Genomic DNA, 15,931 nt, shown 5'->3' on the forward strand with positions numbered 1-15,931 from the left:
GAGGCTTGTATGCTGATTCCCTACGACGCACTTGAAGTCGACACCCTGACCCGCCTGATCGAAGACTTCGTCACCCGCGACGGTACCGACAATGGCGACGACACGCCCCTGGAAACCCGGGTATTGCGCGTGCGCCAGGCGCTGACCAAGGGCCAGGCATTGATCGTATTCGACCCCGACAGCGAACAATGCCAGTTGATGCTCAAGCACGACGTGCCCAAGCATCTGTTCGACTGAGCGCGGTTTCAGGCGTTGGGTTGCGGATGGGCGGCGGCACCCTGGCGTTCGACGATCTTCTCAAACACCTCGGCGCGGTGCACATTGACGCCCGTCGGCGCTTGGATGCCGAATTTAACCTGGGTACCGTTCAGTTCGAGGATGTGCAAGGCGATGTCATCGCCAATGGAGATGATTTCGCCTACGGCGCGGCTTAAGACCAGCATGGCGGTTGTCCTTTTCGAGTGACAGGACCTTGACCTTGCGCGCTTGGATTTGTGGCAGCAATGGCTTGCGGCTAAATCAGGCAGCGCCTACATAGGCGGGTAAATTGCCTGACAGACAGAGGCTTGGTTGTGGCGGGTTTAGCGGGGCATATCCGTTATCAAGGAAACGGATATGCACACCATCCCAATCACCCCCTGACAGCCTGGGCCTTCGCGCGCATCTTATCCGCCATCACGGTCATCTCGTCATACAGCAACTGCGGGTTCTTCTGCTTCAACGCCCACGCCATCCGACCCTGTTCATGGGGCAGGATCATGAACTCGCCCTGGGCCACCCGCTGATAAATGTAATCGGCGATATCCGCCGCCGAAATCGGTGAGCTCTCGAGCAACTTGCCCACCTGCGCTTTCATTGCCGGGGTCGGTCCACGGAACGAGTCCAACAGGTTGGTCTGGAAAAACGACGGGCAGACCACGTGCACCCCCACTTCCTGCTGCTTGAGCTCCACCAACAGGCTTTCCGATAGCGCCACTACGCCGGCCTTGGCCACGTTGTAGTTGCTCATGGCCGGGCCCTGCATCAGTGCTGCCATCGAAGCAATGTTGATGATGCGGCCCTTGCTCTTTTCCAGCAGCGGCAGGAACGCCTTGCAGCCCTTGACCACGCCCATCAGGTTGATCGCGATCTGCCAGTCCCAATCCTCCAGGGACAGTTCGGCGAAGAACCCACCGGAGGCCACGCCGGCATTGTTGACGATCACATCTATGCCACCCAGCTTCTCCTCGCAGGCCTGGGCAAAGGCCGTGAGCTGACTGTAGTCGCGCACGTCGCAGCGCTGGATAAAACCGTCGCCACCGGCCTCGCGTACCCGCTTCAAGGTTTCCTGCAGGCCCGGCTCACTGACATCCGACAAGGCCAGTTGCCAACCCTCGCGGGCCCAGCGCAGAGCGATTTCACGACCCAGGCCGGACCCGGCGCCAGTGATCATCATGCGATTTTGCATAGAAAGTAGCCTTGTGGTTCACAGAAGAAGTGATCGGCAGTGTAGCGAAGGTTTTTCCTACACCCACGCACCATCAGAATGATGAATGCCCCAGGCAAACCGCGGGCTCGGTCGGATACCTGCCCACAGGCTAAGTTCAATCTTTTTCAACTAAGCAGGTGCATTGGCGAGGGTATTAAAAGAAATAAGCGACGCTGCAAAACGCTTTAAAAAAACATGGAATTTTCCACGCAGGCGCACAGTCGGAGTTATTAAGGCGTCCGTATTCAACTGTCGGGCCTATCGTTAAATAACCGGTCTTTACAGAAGGCCTACAAGGAAAAAAACTATGAGCCTCATTCTGATCATTATCCTGATCCTTCTACTGGTCGGTGGCCTTCCAGTGTTCCCGCACTCCCGTAGCTGGGGTTATGGTCCGTCGGGTATTCTCGGTGTGGTCCTGGTCGTGCTGCTGGTGTTGTTGCTGCTCGGCAAGATATAAAAGCCGGGCAAAAAAAGAGGCCTTCTTGAAGGCCTCTTTTTTATTGCCGGTCAATTAGTCCGGCTTGCCATCAACCACCCCTGCGGTGTTATCCAACAGGCTCTTGGTCGCGGTCTGCAGGAACGATTCAAGCTTCTGCTTCAGTGCAGCTTCGTCCGGCGAATCAGGAATGACCTTACCGGTTGGCTCGGCGCCCAGTTCGTATTCCCACAACTTCGGTGGCATTTCCTTAGGCAACACCAGCACGCGGTCGCCAGTGAGCAACGCCACGGTCTGGTCGCTGCCCGAAGGCTTGATCACGCCGAAACCCTTGTCGCCTTCCGGCAGGTTCAGCAGGTCACGCCCCCAGCACTGGTGCAGGGTGTCGCCGCCAAGGCGCCCCATGATAGTCGGGACGATGTCGATCTGGGTGCCCACGGTGTGGTCACGCTCGCCGAACTTCTCCTGGATACCCGGTGCGATCATCAGCATCGGCACATTGAAGCGGCCCAGGTCCATTTCGGTGATCTGCTGTTCATTGCCAAAGCCGTGGTCACCCACGATCACGAACAGGGTTTCCTTGAAGTACGGCTCTTTGCGGGCCTTTTCAAAGAACTGGCCCAGGGCCCAGTCGGAGTAGCGCATGGCCGTCAAATGCTCGTCGAGGCTGCCACGGCCGGTCACTTTATCCACCGGCAACGGGTTGGGCAGCGCGTACGGCGTGTGGTTGGACAGGGTTTGCAGCAATGCGTAGAACGGCTTGCCGCCTTCGCGGGCCTTCAACTCTTCCAGGCCACGGTTGAACATGTCCTGGTCGGACACGCCCCAGGTCGGGTCGGAGAACACCGGGTTGACGAAGTCATTGCGGCCAATGAAGTTGGTCATGCCCTGGTTGCTGAAGAAACCGGACTGGTTGTCCCAGGCGAAGTCGCCGTTGTAGACATACACGTCGTCAAACTTGCGTGCACTGAGCAACTGCGGCAGGCCCGACAGCTTGTGACTGCCTTCGGGGGTCTGCATCAGGTATTCGAAGCCCGGCAGGTTCGGGAAGCAGGCCATGGTGGCGAACATACCCTGGTGGGTGTGAGTGCCATTGGAGAAGAAGCGGTCGAACAGCAGGCCTTCCTTGGACAACTTGTCGAAGTACGGCGTGATATTGCCCGGGCGACCCAAGGCGCCCACCGAGTGACCGGCGAAGCTTTCCATCAGGATCACGACGACGTTCTTGATCGGCAGGGTTTTTTCGGCCGGCGGCGTGTAGTCACGGCGCACGGCGGCGGTGTCGGTATCCACCAGTTTCTCTTGCGGCAAGACCAGCATGTCGCGCACGGTCTGGGTGGCCAGCGGTTGATCCAGGGTGGCTTTCCAGATGTTGGAGCGTTCTTCGGAGAAGCGCGACTTGGCCGCGGCGATCAGCGACAAGGTGCCATTGAGGCCCAACTGGTTGGCGAAGTTCGACTCGGTGGTGTAGACGTCACCCCAACGCAGCGGCGGGCCCTGGCGCAGGGTGCCACGAGCAGCGACGACCGCGACCAGCAGGCAAACCACGAACACCGCGATGCGCGAGTACCACGGCGCCACCTGGCGGGTACCGATGCTGCCACCGCTGAACGGGCCGCGCGGGCGCGTGGCACGGTCGGCACCCTTGAAGGCGATGCTCAGGATCAGCGTGCCCACGGCCCAGGCCAGCAGGTAGCGCACCACTGGGAAACCGTACCAGAGCATGCTCATCACGGTCTTCGGGTCTTCCTTGACATATTGGAAGACCAGGCCGTTGAGGCGCTGGTGGAATTCGCGGTAGAAGTCCATCTCCATCAAGCCCAGGAACAGGGCGATGCTGGACGCAACGGTCAGCCACAAACGGAAGAACCCACGCGCGGCCATGGCCCGTACGCTGAACAGGGCCAGCAGCAGCGGGATCAGCACGTACACCACCAGGCGAATATCCAGGCGCAGGCCGTTGGCGAACGCTTCCAGGAAGGTCGAGGCCGGGGTGTCGAGGATCATCTCGCGGTTGTAGGCCAGCAGCGCCAGGCGCAGCAGGGAAAACATCACCATCATGACCAGTGCGCAAAGCAGCGTGTACGCCAGATGGGATTTGACGGTCGGTTGCAGCAGGCGATTAGAAGCTCGCTGCTGACTCAGGGCGTCCGGGTTTGCCATGTCGTTTCAGGACCCATTGGAAGTTTAAGTTGCGAAATAAAGCAATGGCGCTCGGCCTCGCCCAGGCTGGCTGGGGGGAGGCGGTTTGCGCGGTGGCGCAAATGGTGCCCGATCAATGCGAGCAACGCTATTAATTACTGAATGTGCGCCCCCCTTCTGCCGTTAACGGCACTGGAGATAGAGCCTTGGGGCGGCGATTCAAAGCGGGCGAATTGTCTTGGATGGGATGTGAAAATTTCGTGCAGCGAATATTTCGACACACAAATCTCTGGAGTGCGCTGAAGACCACTGTGGGAGGGGGCTTGCTCCCGATAGCGGTGGGTCAGCCAACTCATCTGGCACTGCCACACCGCTATCGGGAGCAAGCCCCCTCCCACACTTATCGCTCACACGCCAAAGGGAGTGAGGGGTCAGATCCGCACATTACCGCGCGGCCCGGCGATCGCCCAGATGATCAGGCCCAACACTGGCAGCAACAGGATCAACAGGATCCAGAGCACCTTGGCCCCGGTGCTTGCGCCGCTTTGGAACACATTGATGATCGCCCAGATATCCAGCGCCAGGATGATCAACCCGATCAGACCGTTGAAAGTAGAACCCATGGTGTCGCTCCTAAGTGAGGGCATGCCCTTGTAGGATAGTCAGCCCTGGCGGGGGTTCCGTTTTATTTCAGACGTGAACGGCCACCTTCAACGCTTCCAGGGAAGGCTCGCCCTTGATGCCGACTTCGGCACACAGCGCCAACACGCGCGCCAGGTCGTTGCCGTACACCAGCACCGCCTGGATCTCGTCATCCAGCGGTTGGCTGAAGTTCATCAACACATAGCCGCCGTCTTCCGGGCTCAGGGCGCTCATCTGGATCTGGATGCGGTTGAGGGCGGTCAGCGCTTCGGTCTTGGCCAGTTGCTTGGGCTTGAGGTTGAATGCCACGCCCGGGCCGAACGACGCGACGATCTGGGCAAACAGATCACTGTAGGTATCGGCCTGGAACAGCACGGTGTCCGGCAGGCTGCCGACCACCACCCACTCCCCCAGCGGGATCGGGAAGGTGTCGTCGTAGTTGATGTCCGGATTGGCCGCCAGGAAGGCCGCAGGGTCTGCGTAGGCCTGGGCGGCCTCTTCGGCGATGCGCGCCACCTCGTCGTCGCTCATGAGGCCGGTGCTGATGTTGCTGATGAGTTCGACGAGGGCGGTTTTCATGGGGCGATCCTGTGACGGGCTGGTTTTCGAGGGCGCGTAGCCTACACCAGTTTCTGCAACTGCGCCGCCGTATCCATCGCGCCCATGGTCTGCGCCGCTGCCAGCACCGTCGCACCCTGGGCATCGACCGCCCTGGGGTTCGCGCCCTGGCCCAGCAGGTAGTCCACCATCTCAACGCGGTTGAACATCGCGGCCATCATCAATGCCGTGCGGCCGTCCGAGGATGCTGCGTCAACCGGTGCGCCACCCTCGATCAGGGCCTTGACCACGGGCAGGTTGCCCTTGAACGCCGCGCCAGCGATCGGCAGTTGGTTCTTGTCATTGGCGATCAGCGGGTCAGCCTTGAATTCCAGCAGCACTTTTACCGCCTCGGCGTGGCCATGGTAGGCCGCGAGCATCAGCAAGGTGTCGCCGTTGTGGTTGCGCAGGTTGGCCGGCAAGCCTTTGGCCAGCAGCGCGGCGAGCATGGCCGCGTCGCCTTTGCGGGCCACGTCGAAGACCTGTTCGGCAAATTCGGCGGCTTCGTCTTCGGTCATTCGTTTGGCGTGGTCTGACATGGGGAGGCTCCTGTTCTGGTGCTTTATATGGCGCCCAGTGTCGCGATGGAGTTCCCCACTGTCATGGCTTTTTTGTCAAAAGCCTTCATAGACACAATCAATAGCGAAACTCACCGCCCTGGATCTGCGCCAATAATTGCCCCGTGACCGGCACGTAGCTGTCCGAGCCCGGCAACCACGCGTAGACCGGATCGTTGCCCGCCTTGTCCGGGTCGAAGGCTTCTTCCTTGAGCCGTACCTTCTGGTACTTGAAGGTGCCAGTGGTCTCCATCTTCACCTTGATCCGCAGGAATAACGGCACCGCATAGTGCGGCAATTGACCATGGGCGAATTGCAGCAGTTCGCGCATATCCAGGGCCGCCAGGGATTCACTGGGAGTGATGGCGACCATGCCTGCGCGGCCGTTGGTGTTTTCGATCTCGACACCATAGGCCACGACCTCGGCGATCTGCGGGTGTTGCAGCAGGATGTTCTCGACTTCGGTGGTGGAAACGTTCTCGCCCTTCCAGCGATAGGTATCCCCCAGGCGATCGACAAACTGCGCATGGCCAAAGCCGATGCTGCGTAACAAGTCGCCGGTATTGAAGTAGCGATCGCCCTTTTCGAACACGTCGGTCAGCACCACCTTGCGGTTTTTTTCCGGGTCGGTGTAGCCATCGAACGGCGACTTTTCATCGATCCTGGCCAGCAACAGGCCCTGGCCGCCCGTTTGCACCTTGCGCATGAAGCCATCACTGCCCCGCAGCGGTTCGCCGCTCTCCGGGACGTAATCCACCAGCGCCCAATGTTGCAGGCAAAAGCCGATGGTGTTGTCGAAGTTCAGCACGTTGGTAAAGCCGATATTGCCATCGCTGGCGGCATACAGTTCGCAGATATGCTCGACGCCAAAGCGCTGTTTGAATTGTGCCCAAACACCGGGGCGCAAGCCGTTGCCGACCATCTTGGTCACCTGGTTATCGCGGTCCTGGGTACTGGTGGGCTGGTCAAGCAGGTAGCGGCACAATTCGCCGACATACCCGAGGGTAGTGGCGTTGAATTTGCGCGCATCGTCCCAGAACTGGCTGGCGCTGAATTTGCGCCGAATGGCGAATCCCGAGGCACCAATGATCGCCGCCCCCCAGCACACGCACAGACCGGTGGCGTGGTACAGCGGCAAGGTGCAATACATGACATCGTCCGGGCCCATGTCCAGGGCGATGCTGCCGAAACTGACGGCGGTCCTGGTCCAGCGACCATGTTTCATGATGCCGGCCTTGGGCAGACCGGTGGTGCCGGAGGTGTAGATATAGAAGCAGGGGTCGCTGAAGAAGATCCGGGCACTGCTGGCGGGGTTGTCTGGCGAACAGTCGGCACTGGCGGCCATCAGGTCGACATACCCCTCGGGGACCGCGCTGGCATGCTGATCCGCGACGAACCAGGTGCGCTCCGCCGGGATCGACACTTGATCGCGCACCACCGTATAGGCATCCACCAATTCCGCGCCGACCACGATTGCCACCGGGTTGACCAGGTTCAGGCTGTGCACCAACGCCGCCTGGGTTTGTGCGGTATTGAGCATGGCGCAGATGCCGCCAAGCTTGGTCACCGCCAGCACGTTCAGCAGCAACTCGGGACGGTTTTCGATAAACAGCGCGACGACGTCACCCTTGCCGATGCCTTGGGAGGCCAGATGATGGGCGATGCGGTTGGCACGCTGGTTAGCGTCGCGGTAGCTGAGCACGCTGTCGCCGTAGAGCAAGGCGGCGCCATCAGGGTTACGCAGGGTGGCTTGTTCGAAGTGCCAGCCCAGGCCGCAAGGCTGCGCCGGGTCGGTGACATTCGCAGCGCGCATGCCGCGCACCACTCGAGGCAAGGCCCGCACGATGGCTGGCACCTTACGCAGCATCATGCCCCAGGTGATCATGTCGTTTGGCTGATGGCTCATGGCGGAACATCCTTTTTCTTATTCTTTATCTGATCCGGAAACACCGGCGCCTTGCGAAGGCAGGAGGCCGAATGCCTTGCAGGAAAATACGCCAGCGATTCTTCAGCTGTACACGCGGGATTTGAAAAGTTTTGTATCCCCTGCCCCTCGTTGGCTGAAAAAAGGGAATTTAGTCACGTACAGACAGTCTTTACCCTTGAGCACCCGCCGCGACGGGCCTATCGAATAGCGCAAAATGCAGGATGCATGATGGCCATTCATGCAAATTGCACGAAACCGAAAATTCTGAATATTATTAACCTATTGATTTATAAAGACTTTTTATAAATTCACTAGCTGGCACAATCACTGCACCTATCACTCCATGCTTGCCAACTTGAGCCAACGGAGCTGATAGACATGAGCCTGATCCAAGATAAATTCGCCTCAGTATTCTCCAACTACGACGTCACCACCCAGCCACGTCCCGACGGCGGTATCCTGTTGACCCTGCGCAACAGCGAAGGCAAGCAGGTCAAGCGTTCGATCTCTTACCAGCAGTTGCACACTGCCGATCAACTGACGTGGGTGATCAGCGCGATTCGCCGCGACCTGGCCGAACAAGCCAGTGAGCTGCCGCAGATTTCGATGCTGCAAAGCCAGAACCGCTTTGCCTTGCCGACCTACCATTCGGCCTGAGCTATCCAGCAATAAAGAGGGCCGCGACGCCATCAAGCGTCGCGGCCCTTTTTTATGCGTTCAGTACAGGCCTTGCCGAACCGCTTCATTCATTGCCTGCACGCGGTTGGTGACCTGCAACTTGCCATAGATGTTACGCAGGTGAAATTTCACCGTGGCTTCGGAACTGGCTCGAATCTGGCTGATCTCCCAGACAGTCTTGCCCTCCAGGGCCCAGCGCAGGATTTCCTGTTCCGCGGGGGTCAGGGGCTTGCCGGACAAGCTCAGGCGCTTTCTCACCGCTGTGGACACTTCGTCCTGCGTCGGTGACGATCGATCCTGCTCCTGTTGCGCGCTCATTCATCTCTCTCCTTTTATTTGCGGACGCCGTCCTAACCTTCGGATTTCTCCTATTGACAGACAGCATAAACATCGAGGTTTGGAGAGATTTACATAACGAACGGAATTAAAGAGCAAGACCGGCAAAAACAGCCAAGTCTTACACTCCAATAAGGTTCTTCCCACAATACTTTTCCGCATAGGCGGGTTGAACAATCGCGAACCAGCGACTAGTCGTCCAATCCTGGAAACCCAGCGGCAAGCTCACTCCCGGTAAACTCAGCGACCGCGTGCCCAGGCTGGTGGGATAACTGCAAGATCACGCAGTGCGGGTGCTCTCCCATATCGAACCAATGCGGCAAGCCGGCCGGGATCACCAGCAGGTCATTTTTCTCACAGCGTACGCCGTACACATAGTCACCGATGTGCAAGCTGAACAGCCCCTGGCCGGCGATAAAGAACCTGGCCTGGTCCGAGCTGTAGCGGCGCTCATCGAGAAGGCCGGCGCGCAGCTCAGTGCGTTGCGGGTGGTCGCCGGTGACGCTGAACACCTCAATGCAGCCGTAACCGAGGGCGTCGATCCGGGGCTGGCATGCGGCGATCATTTCAGCCTCACTGGCACCTTTTGCCAGCGGGCCTGGTTGCCAGCGCTCAAACCGCACACCGTGCTCGGCCAGGGTCGAGACGATGTCGTCGAAATGGGTCAGGACCTTGTTCGGGGTATCCGGGGTGGTGACGGAGTAAACGGCTACATAACTCATTGGACGGTTCCTTGGTTCTGCTCTTGCAATCGAAAGCCGATGATAAGGGCGGCGGCCAGGGCCGCGACGCTGGCGATGCTGAACGTGAGGGTCGGCCCCAACAGGTTCCAGCTATAGCCGGCATACAAAGCGCCAAGTGCGCCGCCGGTGCCGGCCAAGGCTGCGTACAACGCCTGGCCCTGGCCCTGCTGGCGGTCGCCGAAGCTGCGTTGCACAAAGGCAATCGCCGCCGCATGAAAACTGCCGAACGTTGCCGCGTGCATCACTTGCGCCAACAGCAACACCCAGAAAAACTCGGCAAACGAGCCCAGCAGCAACCAACGCAGCGCCGCCAGCAGGAAACTGGCCAGTAACACACGACGCACGGAAAAGCGCGTAAGGATGCGACTCATGGCCAGGAACATCAGCACTTCCGCGACCACCCCCAGGGCCCAGAGCATACCGATCACGCCTCGGCTGTAGCCCAAGTGCTCCAGGTGCAGGGTCAGGAAGGTGTAGTACGGCCCATGGCTCATTTGCATCAGCGCCACACAGGCATAAAACGCAAGGACCCCGGGGCTGCGCAATTGCGTGAGGAAACCCTCGTCAGCCAGGCGATTGCCCTGGGTGGCAGGCTGCGCGTTCGGTACCCACAGGCTGGCGCCGATGATGCCGGCCATGATCACCACGACCACCACCGGGTAAATATCCAGGCTCAGCCAGTCGAACAGGCGACCCATGATCACGACGGTGAGGATAAAGCCGATGGAGCCCCACAGGCGGACCTGGCTGTAGCGCGAGGTTTGTGTGTGCAGGTGGGCCAGGGTGATGACTTCAAACTGCGGCAGCACCGCATGCCAGAAGAACGCGTGCAAGGCCATCACCAGCGCCAGCCAGGCGTAAGTCTTGCTGATGAAAATCAGGCAAAAGCTCGCCAGGGTGCACACCGCGCCAAAACGCACGATGGCCAGGCGCCGACCGGTATAGTCGCCGAGCCAGCCCCACAGGTTGGGCGCCACGCAGCGCATCAGCATGGGGATGGCCACCAGTTCGCCGATGCGCGCGCTGGAGAACCCCAGATGATCGAAGTAAAGCGCCAGGAATGGCGCTGTCGCCCCCAGCAGGGCGAAGTAGAACAGGTAGAAGCTGGAGAGGCGCCAGTACGGGACGGGGGGTGTCATGTTGCCGCAAGGGGCTGCTTCACAGCCCCGCGCGAGCCACATCGCTCGCCACCACAATCCGTCACAGTTGGCCCAGTACCGGGGTACTCACGCGTACATCGGCATTTTGCCCACGGTTGCGCAGCAGGTGGTCCATCAACACGATCGCCATCATCGCTTCGGCAATCGGTGTGGCACGGATGCCGACGCACGGGTCATGGCGGCCCTTGGTGATGACGTCCACCGGATTGCCGTGCACATCGATCGAACGCCCCGGGGTGGTGATGCTCGATGTGGCCTTGAGGGCCAGGTGCGCAATGATCGGCTGCCCGGAGGAAATACCGCCGAGGATGCCGCCCGCGTTATTGCTGAGGAAACCTTGTGGGGTCAGTTCGTCGCGATGTTCGGTGCCGCGCTGGGCGACACATGCGAAGCCCGCGCCGATTTCCACGCCTTTCACCGCGTTGATGCTCATCAGCGCGTGGGCCAGTTCGGCGTCCAGGCGGTCGAAGATCGGCTCGCCCAGGCCCGGCTTGACGCCTTCGGCGACCACGGTGATCTTGGCGCCCACGGAGTCCTGGTCGCGGCGCAACTGGTCCATGTAGGCTTCCAGTTCCGGCACTTTGTCCGGGTCGGGGCAGAAGAAGGCGTTGTCTTCCACGCTGTCCCAGGTCTTGAACGGGATTTCGATCGGGCCCAACTGGCTCATATAGCCACGGATGACGATACCCTGGGTGGCCAGGTACTTCTTGGCAATCGCACCGGCCGCCACGCGCATTGCGGTCTCGCGGGCCGAGCTGCGGCCGCCGCCACGGTAGTCGCGTTCGCCGTATTTGTGATGGTAGGTGTAGTCGGCATGAGCCGGGCGGAACAGGTCCTTGATCGCCGAGTAGTCCTTGGACTTCTGGTCGGTGTTGCGGATCAGCAGGCCGATGGCACAGCCAGTGGTGCGGCCTTCGAACACGCCAGAGAGGATTTCGACCTGGTCAGGCTCCTGACGCTGGGTGGTGTGGCGGCTGGTGCCGGGCTTGCGGCGGTCGAGGTCGCGCTGCAGGTCTTCCAGGGACAGCTCGAGGCCGGGCGGGCAGCCGTCGACAATGGCGACCAACGCCGGGCCATGGCTTTCGCCTGCGGTGGTGACAGTGAACAGCTTGCCGAAGGTATTGCCGGACATGCAGGGCGCTCCGTGAAATCAGTTGTAATCACTCAGAGGTGATAACCAAGCGCGCCAGTATACGCGGGCCAACCGACTAGTTCATCCTCGAAACCTTACCGGTAGACGTTGGTCGAACCGGCACCTTCCTGACGATGGCGTGATGATGCTTCGAGTTTTGCTACTGACCCTGACCCTGTTTACTGGCGTGGCCTGTGCCGCGTCCCCCGTGGTGTTGCAACGGCCCATCAGCCTCGACACCGGCAGCGGCGAGCTGTTTGGCTCGCTGCTGCTGCCCCAGTCCGACAAACCGGTGCCGGTGGTGCTGATCATTGCCGGCTCCGGCCCCACCGACCGCAACGGCAACAGCGCCGACGGCGCGCGCAACGACAGCCTCAAGCGCCTGGCCTGGGTACTGGCCCGGCATAACATCGCCAGCGTGCGCTACGACAAGCGCGGCGTTGCCGCCAGCCTGGCCGCCACGCCCGATGAGCGCAACCTGACCCTGGACGCCTACGTGGCCGACGCCGTGGCCTGGGGCAAGCTGCTCAAGGCCGACAAGCGCATGGGCCCGCTGATTGTGCTGGGCCATAGCGAAGGTGCGCTGGTGGCCGCCCTGGCCGCGCCGCAACTCGATCCGGCGGGGGTGGTCTCCTTGTCCGGCAGCGCCCGTCCGGTGGACCAGGTGATACGCCAACAGTTGGCTGACCACCTGCCCCCTGCCCTGCTGCTGCGCAGTAATGAAATCCTTGACCACCTCAAGGCCGGCCAGGTGGACCCCGATGTGCCGGCCCCTCTGGAAGGGATTTTCCGACCCAGCGTTCAGCCCTATCTGATCAGCCTGTTTCGTGCCGACCCCTCGGCAGCTTTTGCCAAGCTACGCATGCCGGCGCTGATCATCCAGGGCACCCACGATATCCAGGTGGGGGTGGGCGATGCGCAGCAATTGAAGAACGCCAAGCCCGACGCCGAATTGACGATAATCGAGGGCATGAACCACGTGATGCGCATCGTGCCCAACGACGTGAAGCAGCAACTGGCCTCCTATAACAACCCTCAATTGCCCCTGGCCGCCGAGCTGGGCACACGCCTGGTGCGCTTTATCGACGGACTTCAACCCCGTTGACCGACTAATTGCCTCCAGTACTGGGAAAAGCGGCCGATAAGCCCAGGGTCGACAGCAAAAAGCCTGTCGACTGGCTGGGCTTGGACAGGATCGCGCCGCATGACTATCACCGAAGCAACACCAGAACCTACCGCTGAAACCGCCACGGAAAAAACCGAGGTCGTCGACGCGGCGCCCCTGCCGTGGGCAGACGTGCAGGCGGAACATTTCAAGATGCTGCGCCTGGCGCCCCTGGCCACTGACCGCGCCACGGGGGTGAGGCCTTTGCGTTTCGTGCAGTTCGGTTACGCCGAACGCAACGACAAACACCACAGCCTGCTGCGCATGGTCATCCAGTTACCGGGCCAACGGGTGCGCCGCGAGCAGAATCACCTGGACATCTGGGTCGATCACGACAAGCACCGCGTGCACTTCGGCCCAGGCAACAGCCTGGAAATCGAACCGGCCAACCGTGGCATCGGCCGATTCCTGGTCGCCCAAGGCGCCGCCTGGGCGAAGAAGAAGTGGGCCCACTACCGCGTTGACGGCGTAGACCTGGCCAACAAGGACGCGCTCAATGAAGCCACGCGCCTGCGTCGCGATCACTTCCTGCGTGTCCAAGGCTTTGACGTGGCCTACGCCGATGTGCAGCATTTGAAAGGCAACGTGCAGCCCGGCAAGGTCGGCGATGTGCTGGACAGCTGGAACACCGAGAAGGTGCAGTTCGTGGAGATCCTCGAAGCCGCGCAAATGCTGCAACAGGCCGAACAGAACCTGGCGGAGCAGGAAGTGAAGCTGCGCAAGGAAGAGGAAAAAGTCACCAAGTTCAAGCGTGAGGACAGCGGGCTACGGTTTACCATCACCTGCCTGGTAGCGTTCACCGTGTTTCAGGCGGGATTGTTGATCTGGATCGCTACGCACCGGTAAATCGCGAGTGACCGGGTTGCACGGGATACACAGGTGGAAGGTGCGCCAACTATCCGACTATCCGACTATCCGACTATCCGACTGGGCGCCGTGGCGCAGCAAACTGGAACCCTGTGGCGAGCGGGCTTGCCCCGCGTTGGGCTGCGCAGCAGCCCCAAATCCCGCACTGCGTTTTGTCTGAAAAAACGCGGTGATCTTACTGGGGCTGCTGCGCAGCCCAACGCGGGGCTAGCCCGCTCGCCACAGACAGGCCCGCTCGCCACAACAGCCCGCCTTCCACAACAACCCGCTTGCCACGACAGCCGGTTCTTCTTCAGTTAGATCCTGGCGGCGAAGATTGCCTGATGCGCCCGGCACTGTTCAGCCGTCAACATGAACACGCCATGCCCACCGCGCTGGAACTCCAGCCAGGCAAAATCGACTTCCGGGTACAGCGCCTCGACGTGGACCTGGCTGTTGCCCACCTCGACAATCAGCAAGCCCTTCTCGGTCAGGTGATCGGCCGCTTCGGCGAGCATGCGCCGCACCAGGTTCAGGCCATCGTCGCCGCACGCCAGGCCCAGCTCTGGCTCATGCTGGTATTCGTCCGGCATGTCGGCAAAATCCTCGGCATCCACATACGGCGGGTTGGACACGATCAGGTCAAAGCGCTGGCCCGGCAAGCCATCAAAGCCGTCCCCCTGCACGGTGTACACGCGTTCATCGACGCCATGGCGCTCGATATTCTGGTTGGCCACTTCCAGCGCTTCGAAGGACAGGTCGCCCAACACCACTTCGGCGTCCGGGAACTCATAGGCACACGCGATGCCAATGCAACCGGAACCCGTGCACAGGTCGAGAATGCGCGCCGGTGGCTGGGCCAGCCAGGGCTCGAAGCGGTTTTCGATCAGTTCGCCGATCGGTGAGCGTGGGATCAGCACACGCTCATCGACAATGAACGACATGCCGCAAAACCAGGCTTCCTTCAACAGATAGGCGGTGGGTACCCGCTCGTGGATACGGCGATGCAGCAAACGCTGCACATGGGAGATTTCCTCTTCTTCCAGGTTGCAGTCCAGGTAGCTGTCGGCGATTTCCCACGGCAAGTGCAAGGCGCCGAGCACCAATTGCCGGGCTTCGTCCCAGGCATTGTCGGTACCGTGGCCAAAAAACAGGTCTTCCCCATGGAAACGGCTGACAGCCCAACGGATATGGTCGCGCAAGGTGCGCAGGCGAGAAGTGATCACGGGGGCAAGCTCCTGGAAAAAACGACTGGCGATTCTAACAGCCTTCGCCCGTAGCGACGATGTACGTAACGCCCTCGCCGTACGTCGGATTTCATCCAGTTTGCCATCATTGGCTGGAACAAGCCGGCCTCTTGACATGGCTGCACGCCAGCAACGGCGTACCTTATGATCGTAGCGATTCACAGAACCGCTCAGCCAGTGGACAATGTCACAAAAGCCCCACTCACAGGAGCCCCAGAATGTCCGTTCCAAAGACGATGTTTCAACTCAGCGGTCGTGGTTATGCAGCTGCCAATCTCAGCCATGCGACCCTTGTGATCATCGATGCCCAGAAGGAATACCTCAGCGGCCCGCTCGCCCTCACGGGCATGGACGCGGCGGTCGCCAATATCAAGCAATTGGTCGCAGCCGCGCGCAGCGCCGGGCGCCCGATCGTGCATGTGCGCCACCTGGGCACCGTGGGCGGCCTGTTCGACCCTCAGGGCGAGCGTGGCGAATTCATCCCTGGCCTGGAACCGGCCGGCGACGAAACCATCATCGGCAAGCTGCTGCCCAGCGCTTTCCACGGCACCGGCCTGGAAAAACACCTGCAGGACCTGGGTTCGCTGGACCTGATCGTCTGCGGTTTCATGAGCCACTCCAGCGTCAGCACCACCGTGCGCGCCGCCAAGAACCTGGGCTTTCGCTGCACCCTGGTGGAGGACGCCTGTGCCACCCGCGACCTGCCTTACAAGGGCGGCGTCCTCACTGCCGAACACGTGCAGCAAACCGAAATGGCCATCATGGCCGACAACTTTGCCACCCTTGCCTTGACCAAAGACCTGATCTGACAGCCGCGCGATGAGCGGAGCGGCCGCGTGCGGGCCCCGCTCA

Annotated in this window: 18 protein-coding genes; 6 read left to right on the forward strand and 12 right to left on the reverse strand. The window is 60.7% G+C overall.

Annotated elements, in window-relative coordinates; genetic code table 11:
• Positions 1 to 9 precede the first annotated feature (9 nt).
• On the forward strand, positions 10 to 237 hold the full coding sequence (locus tag AB7933_RS23600) for a YheU family protein (RefSeq protein WP_003236706.1): 228 nt from the start codon (positions 10 to 12) through the stop codon (positions 235 to 237).
• Between the two features lie 8 nt (positions 238 to 245).
• On the opposite strand, the gene csrA is transcribed toward AB7933_RS23600, so the two are convergent.
• A complete protein-coding gene (gene csrA, locus AB7933_RS23605) occupies positions 246 to 443 on the reverse strand; it encodes a carbon storage regulator CsrA (protein ID WP_024076617.1) in 198 nt (65 codons plus the stop codon).
• Positions 444 to 631: 188 nt separating this feature from the next.
• Complete coding sequence (locus tag AB7933_RS23610; RefSeq protein ID WP_024076618.1) at positions 632 to 1,447, reverse strand: SDR family oxidoreductase; 816 nt, start codon at positions 1,445 to 1,447, stop codon at positions 632 to 634.
• Positions 1,448 to 1,775: 328 nt separating this feature from the next.
• On the opposite strand from AB7933_RS23610, the gene AB7933_RS23615 reads away from it, so the two are divergent.
• Positions 1,776 to 1,928 carry a DUF3309 family protein gene (locus AB7933_RS23615; protein WP_010208879.1) on the forward strand — a complete coding sequence of 51 codons (153 nt, stop codon included), beginning with the start codon at positions 1,776 to 1,778 and terminating at the stop codon, positions 1,926 to 1,928.
• A gap of 54 nt (positions 1,929 to 1,982) precedes the next feature.
• On the opposite strand, the gene AB7933_RS23620 is transcribed toward AB7933_RS23615, so the two are convergent.
• From AB7933_RS23620 to AB7933_RS23640, 5 genes are all read right to left on the reverse strand, one after another.
• Entirely contained in the window at positions 1,983 to 4,070 is a 2,088-nt protein-coding gene (locus AB7933_RS23620; protein WP_024076619.1) for an LTA synthase family protein, read from the reverse strand.
• A 410-nt stretch (positions 4,071 to 4,480) separates the two neighbouring features.
• On the reverse strand, positions 4,481 to 4,672 hold the full coding sequence (locus AB7933_RS23625) for a PLDc N-terminal domain-containing protein (RefSeq protein ID WP_024076620.1): 192 nt from the start codon (positions 4,670 to 4,672) through the stop codon (positions 4,481 to 4,483).
• Between the two features lie 67 nt (positions 4,673 to 4,739).
• A complete protein-coding gene (locus tag AB7933_RS23630) occupies positions 4,740 to 5,270 on the reverse strand; it encodes a hypothetical protein (RefSeq protein WP_024076621.1) in 531 nt (176 codons plus the stop codon).
• A 41-nt stretch (positions 5,271 to 5,311) separates the two neighbouring features.
• A complete protein-coding gene (locus AB7933_RS23635) occupies positions 5,312 to 5,827 on the reverse strand; it encodes an ankyrin repeat domain-containing protein (protein WP_024076622.1) in 516 nt (171 codons plus the stop codon).
• Positions 5,828 to 5,924: 97 nt separating this feature from the next.
• Positions 5,925 to 7,751 carry a long-chain-acyl-CoA synthetase gene (locus AB7933_RS23640; protein ID WP_024076623.1) on the reverse strand — a complete coding sequence of 609 codons (1,827 nt, stop codon included), beginning with the start codon at positions 7,749 to 7,751 and terminating at the stop codon, positions 5,925 to 5,927.
• A 399-nt stretch (positions 7,752 to 8,150) separates the two neighbouring features.
• On the opposite strand from AB7933_RS23640, the gene AB7933_RS23645 reads away from it, so the two are divergent.
• Positions 8,151 to 8,429, forward strand: a complete 279-nt coding sequence (locus AB7933_RS23645; RefSeq protein WP_003172952.1) for a DUF3509 domain-containing protein — start codon at positions 8,151 to 8,153, stop codon at positions 8,427 to 8,429.
• Between the two features lie 60 nt (positions 8,430 to 8,489).
• Here the strand turns inward: AB7933_RS23645 and AB7933_RS23650 are convergent, their stop codons facing one another.
• The 4 genes from AB7933_RS23650 to aroC form a co-directional block, all read right to left on the reverse strand.
• Positions 8,490 to 8,768, reverse strand: coding sequence for a response regulator transcription factor (locus AB7933_RS23650; RefSeq protein WP_024076624.1), 279 nt, complete (start codon positions 8,766 to 8,768; stop codon positions 8,490 to 8,492).
• A gap of 209 nt (positions 8,769 to 8,977) precedes the next feature.
• Positions 8,978 to 9,508: an acireductone dioxygenase gene (locus AB7933_RS23655; RefSeq protein WP_024076625.1), complete on the reverse strand. Its 531-nt coding sequence runs from the start codon at positions 9,506 to 9,508 to the stop codon at positions 8,978 to 8,980.
• Positions 9,505 to 10,668 carry an MFS transporter gene (locus tag AB7933_RS23660; RefSeq protein WP_024076626.1) on the reverse strand — a complete coding sequence of 388 codons (1,164 nt, stop codon included), beginning with the start codon at positions 10,666 to 10,668 and terminating at the stop codon, positions 9,505 to 9,507. Before AB7933_RS23660 ends, AB7933_RS23655 begins: the two co-directional genes overlap by 4 nt.
• A gap of 61 nt (positions 10,669 to 10,729) precedes the next feature.
• Complete coding sequence (gene aroC / locus AB7933_RS23665) at positions 10,730 to 11,821, reverse strand: chorismate synthase (RefSeq protein ID WP_024076627.1); 1,092 nt, start codon at positions 11,819 to 11,821, stop codon at positions 10,730 to 10,732.
• Between the two features lie 142 nt (positions 11,822 to 11,963).
• Between aroC and AB7933_RS23670 the strand changes: the two genes are divergently transcribed.
• Entirely contained in the window at positions 11,964 to 12,926 is a 963-nt protein-coding gene (locus AB7933_RS23670) for an alpha/beta hydrolase (RefSeq protein ID WP_024076628.1), read from the forward strand.
• Between the two features lie 99 nt (positions 12,927 to 13,025).
• Positions 13,026 to 13,832: a hypothetical protein gene (locus AB7933_RS23675; protein WP_024076629.1), complete on the forward strand. Its 807-nt coding sequence runs from the start codon at positions 13,026 to 13,028 to the stop codon at positions 13,830 to 13,832.
• A gap of 317 nt (positions 13,833 to 14,149) precedes the next feature.
• Here AB7933_RS23675 and prmB read toward each other — a convergent pair whose 3' ends face one another.
• Positions 14,150 to 15,058 carry a 50S ribosomal protein L3 N(5)-glutamine methyltransferase gene (prmB, locus tag AB7933_RS23680; RefSeq protein WP_024076630.1) on the reverse strand — a complete coding sequence of 303 codons (909 nt, stop codon included), beginning with the start codon at positions 15,056 to 15,058 and terminating at the stop codon, positions 14,150 to 14,152.
• A gap of 239 nt (positions 15,059 to 15,297) precedes the next feature.
• On the opposite strand from prmB, the gene AB7933_RS23685 reads away from it, so the two are divergent.
• On the forward strand, positions 15,298 to 15,888 hold the full coding sequence (locus AB7933_RS23685) for a cysteine hydrolase family protein (protein WP_024076631.1): 591 nt from the start codon (positions 15,298 to 15,300) through the stop codon (positions 15,886 to 15,888).
• Positions 15,889 to 15,931 lie beyond the last annotated feature (43 nt).

Source organism: Pseudomonas gorinensis (assembly GCF_042015035.1).
GTDB lineage: Bacteria > Pseudomonadota > Gammaproteobacteria > Pseudomonadales > Pseudomonadaceae > Aquipseudomonas > Aquipseudomonas gorinensis.

Bases quoted from the DNA above. Each gene is read 5' to 3' on its own strand.
- AB7933_RS23615 (WP_010208879.1), top strand. From the start codon at position 1,776: ATGAGCCTCATTCTGATCATTATCCTGATCCTTCTACTGGTCGGTGGC.
- AB7933_RS23650 (WP_024076624.1), bottom strand. From the start codon at position 8,768: ATGAGCGCGCAACAGGAGCAGGATCGATCGTCACCGACGCAGGACGAA.
- AB7933_RS23670 (WP_024076628.1), top strand. From the start codon at position 11,964: ATGATGCTTCGAGTTTTGCTACTGACCCTGACCCTGTTTACTGGCGTG.
- AB7933_RS23635 (WP_024076622.1), bottom strand. From the start codon at position 5,827: ATGTCAGACCACGCCAAACGAATGACCGAAGACGAAGCCGCCGAATTT.
- AB7933_RS23645 (WP_003172952.1), top strand. From the start codon at position 8,151: ATGAGCCTGATCCAAGATAAATTCGCCTCAGTATTCTCCAACTACGAC.
- AB7933_RS23675 (WP_024076629.1), top strand. From the start codon at position 13,026: ATGACTATCACCGAAGCAACACCAGAACCTACCGCTGAAACCGCCACG.
- AB7933_RS23610 (WP_024076618.1), bottom strand. From the start codon at position 1,447: ATGCAAAATCGCATGATGATCACTGGCGCCGGGTCCGGCCTGGGTCGT.
- AB7933_RS23660 (WP_024076626.1), bottom strand. From the start codon at position 10,668: ATGACACCCCCCGTCCCGTACTGGCGCCTCTCCAGCTTCTACCTGTTC.
- aroC (WP_024076627.1), bottom strand. From the start codon at position 11,821: ATGTCCGGCAATACCTTCGGCAAGCTGTTCACTGTCACCACCGCAGGC.
- AB7933_RS23625 (WP_024076620.1), bottom strand. From the start codon at position 4,672: ATGGGTTCTACTTTCAACGGTCTGATCGGGTTGATCATCCTGGCGCTG.
- AB7933_RS23600 (WP_003236706.1), top strand. From the start codon at position 10: ATGCTGATTCCCTACGACGCACTTGAAGTCGACACCCTGACCCGCCTG.
- AB7933_RS23655 (WP_024076625.1), bottom strand. From the start codon at position 9,508: ATGAGTTATGTAGCCGTTTACTCCGTCACCACCCCGGATACCCCGAAC.
- AB7933_RS23640 (WP_024076623.1), bottom strand. From the start codon at position 7,751: ATGAGCCATCAGCCAAACGACATGATCACCTGGGGCATGATGCTGCGT.
- AB7933_RS23630 (WP_024076621.1), bottom strand. From the start codon at position 5,270: ATGAAAACCGCCCTCGTCGAACTCATCAGCAACATCAGCACCGGCCTC.
- csrA (WP_024076617.1), bottom strand. From the start codon at position 443: ATGCTGGTCTTAAGCCGCGCCGTAGGCGAAATCATCTCCATTGGCGAT.
- AB7933_RS23685 (WP_024076631.1), top strand. From the start codon at position 15,298: ATGTCCGTTCCAAAGACGATGTTTCAACTCAGCGGTCGTGGTTATGCA.
- AB7933_RS23620 (WP_024076619.1), bottom strand. From the start codon at position 4,070: ATGGCAAACCCGGACGCCCTGAGTCAGCAGCGAGCTTCTAATCGCCTG.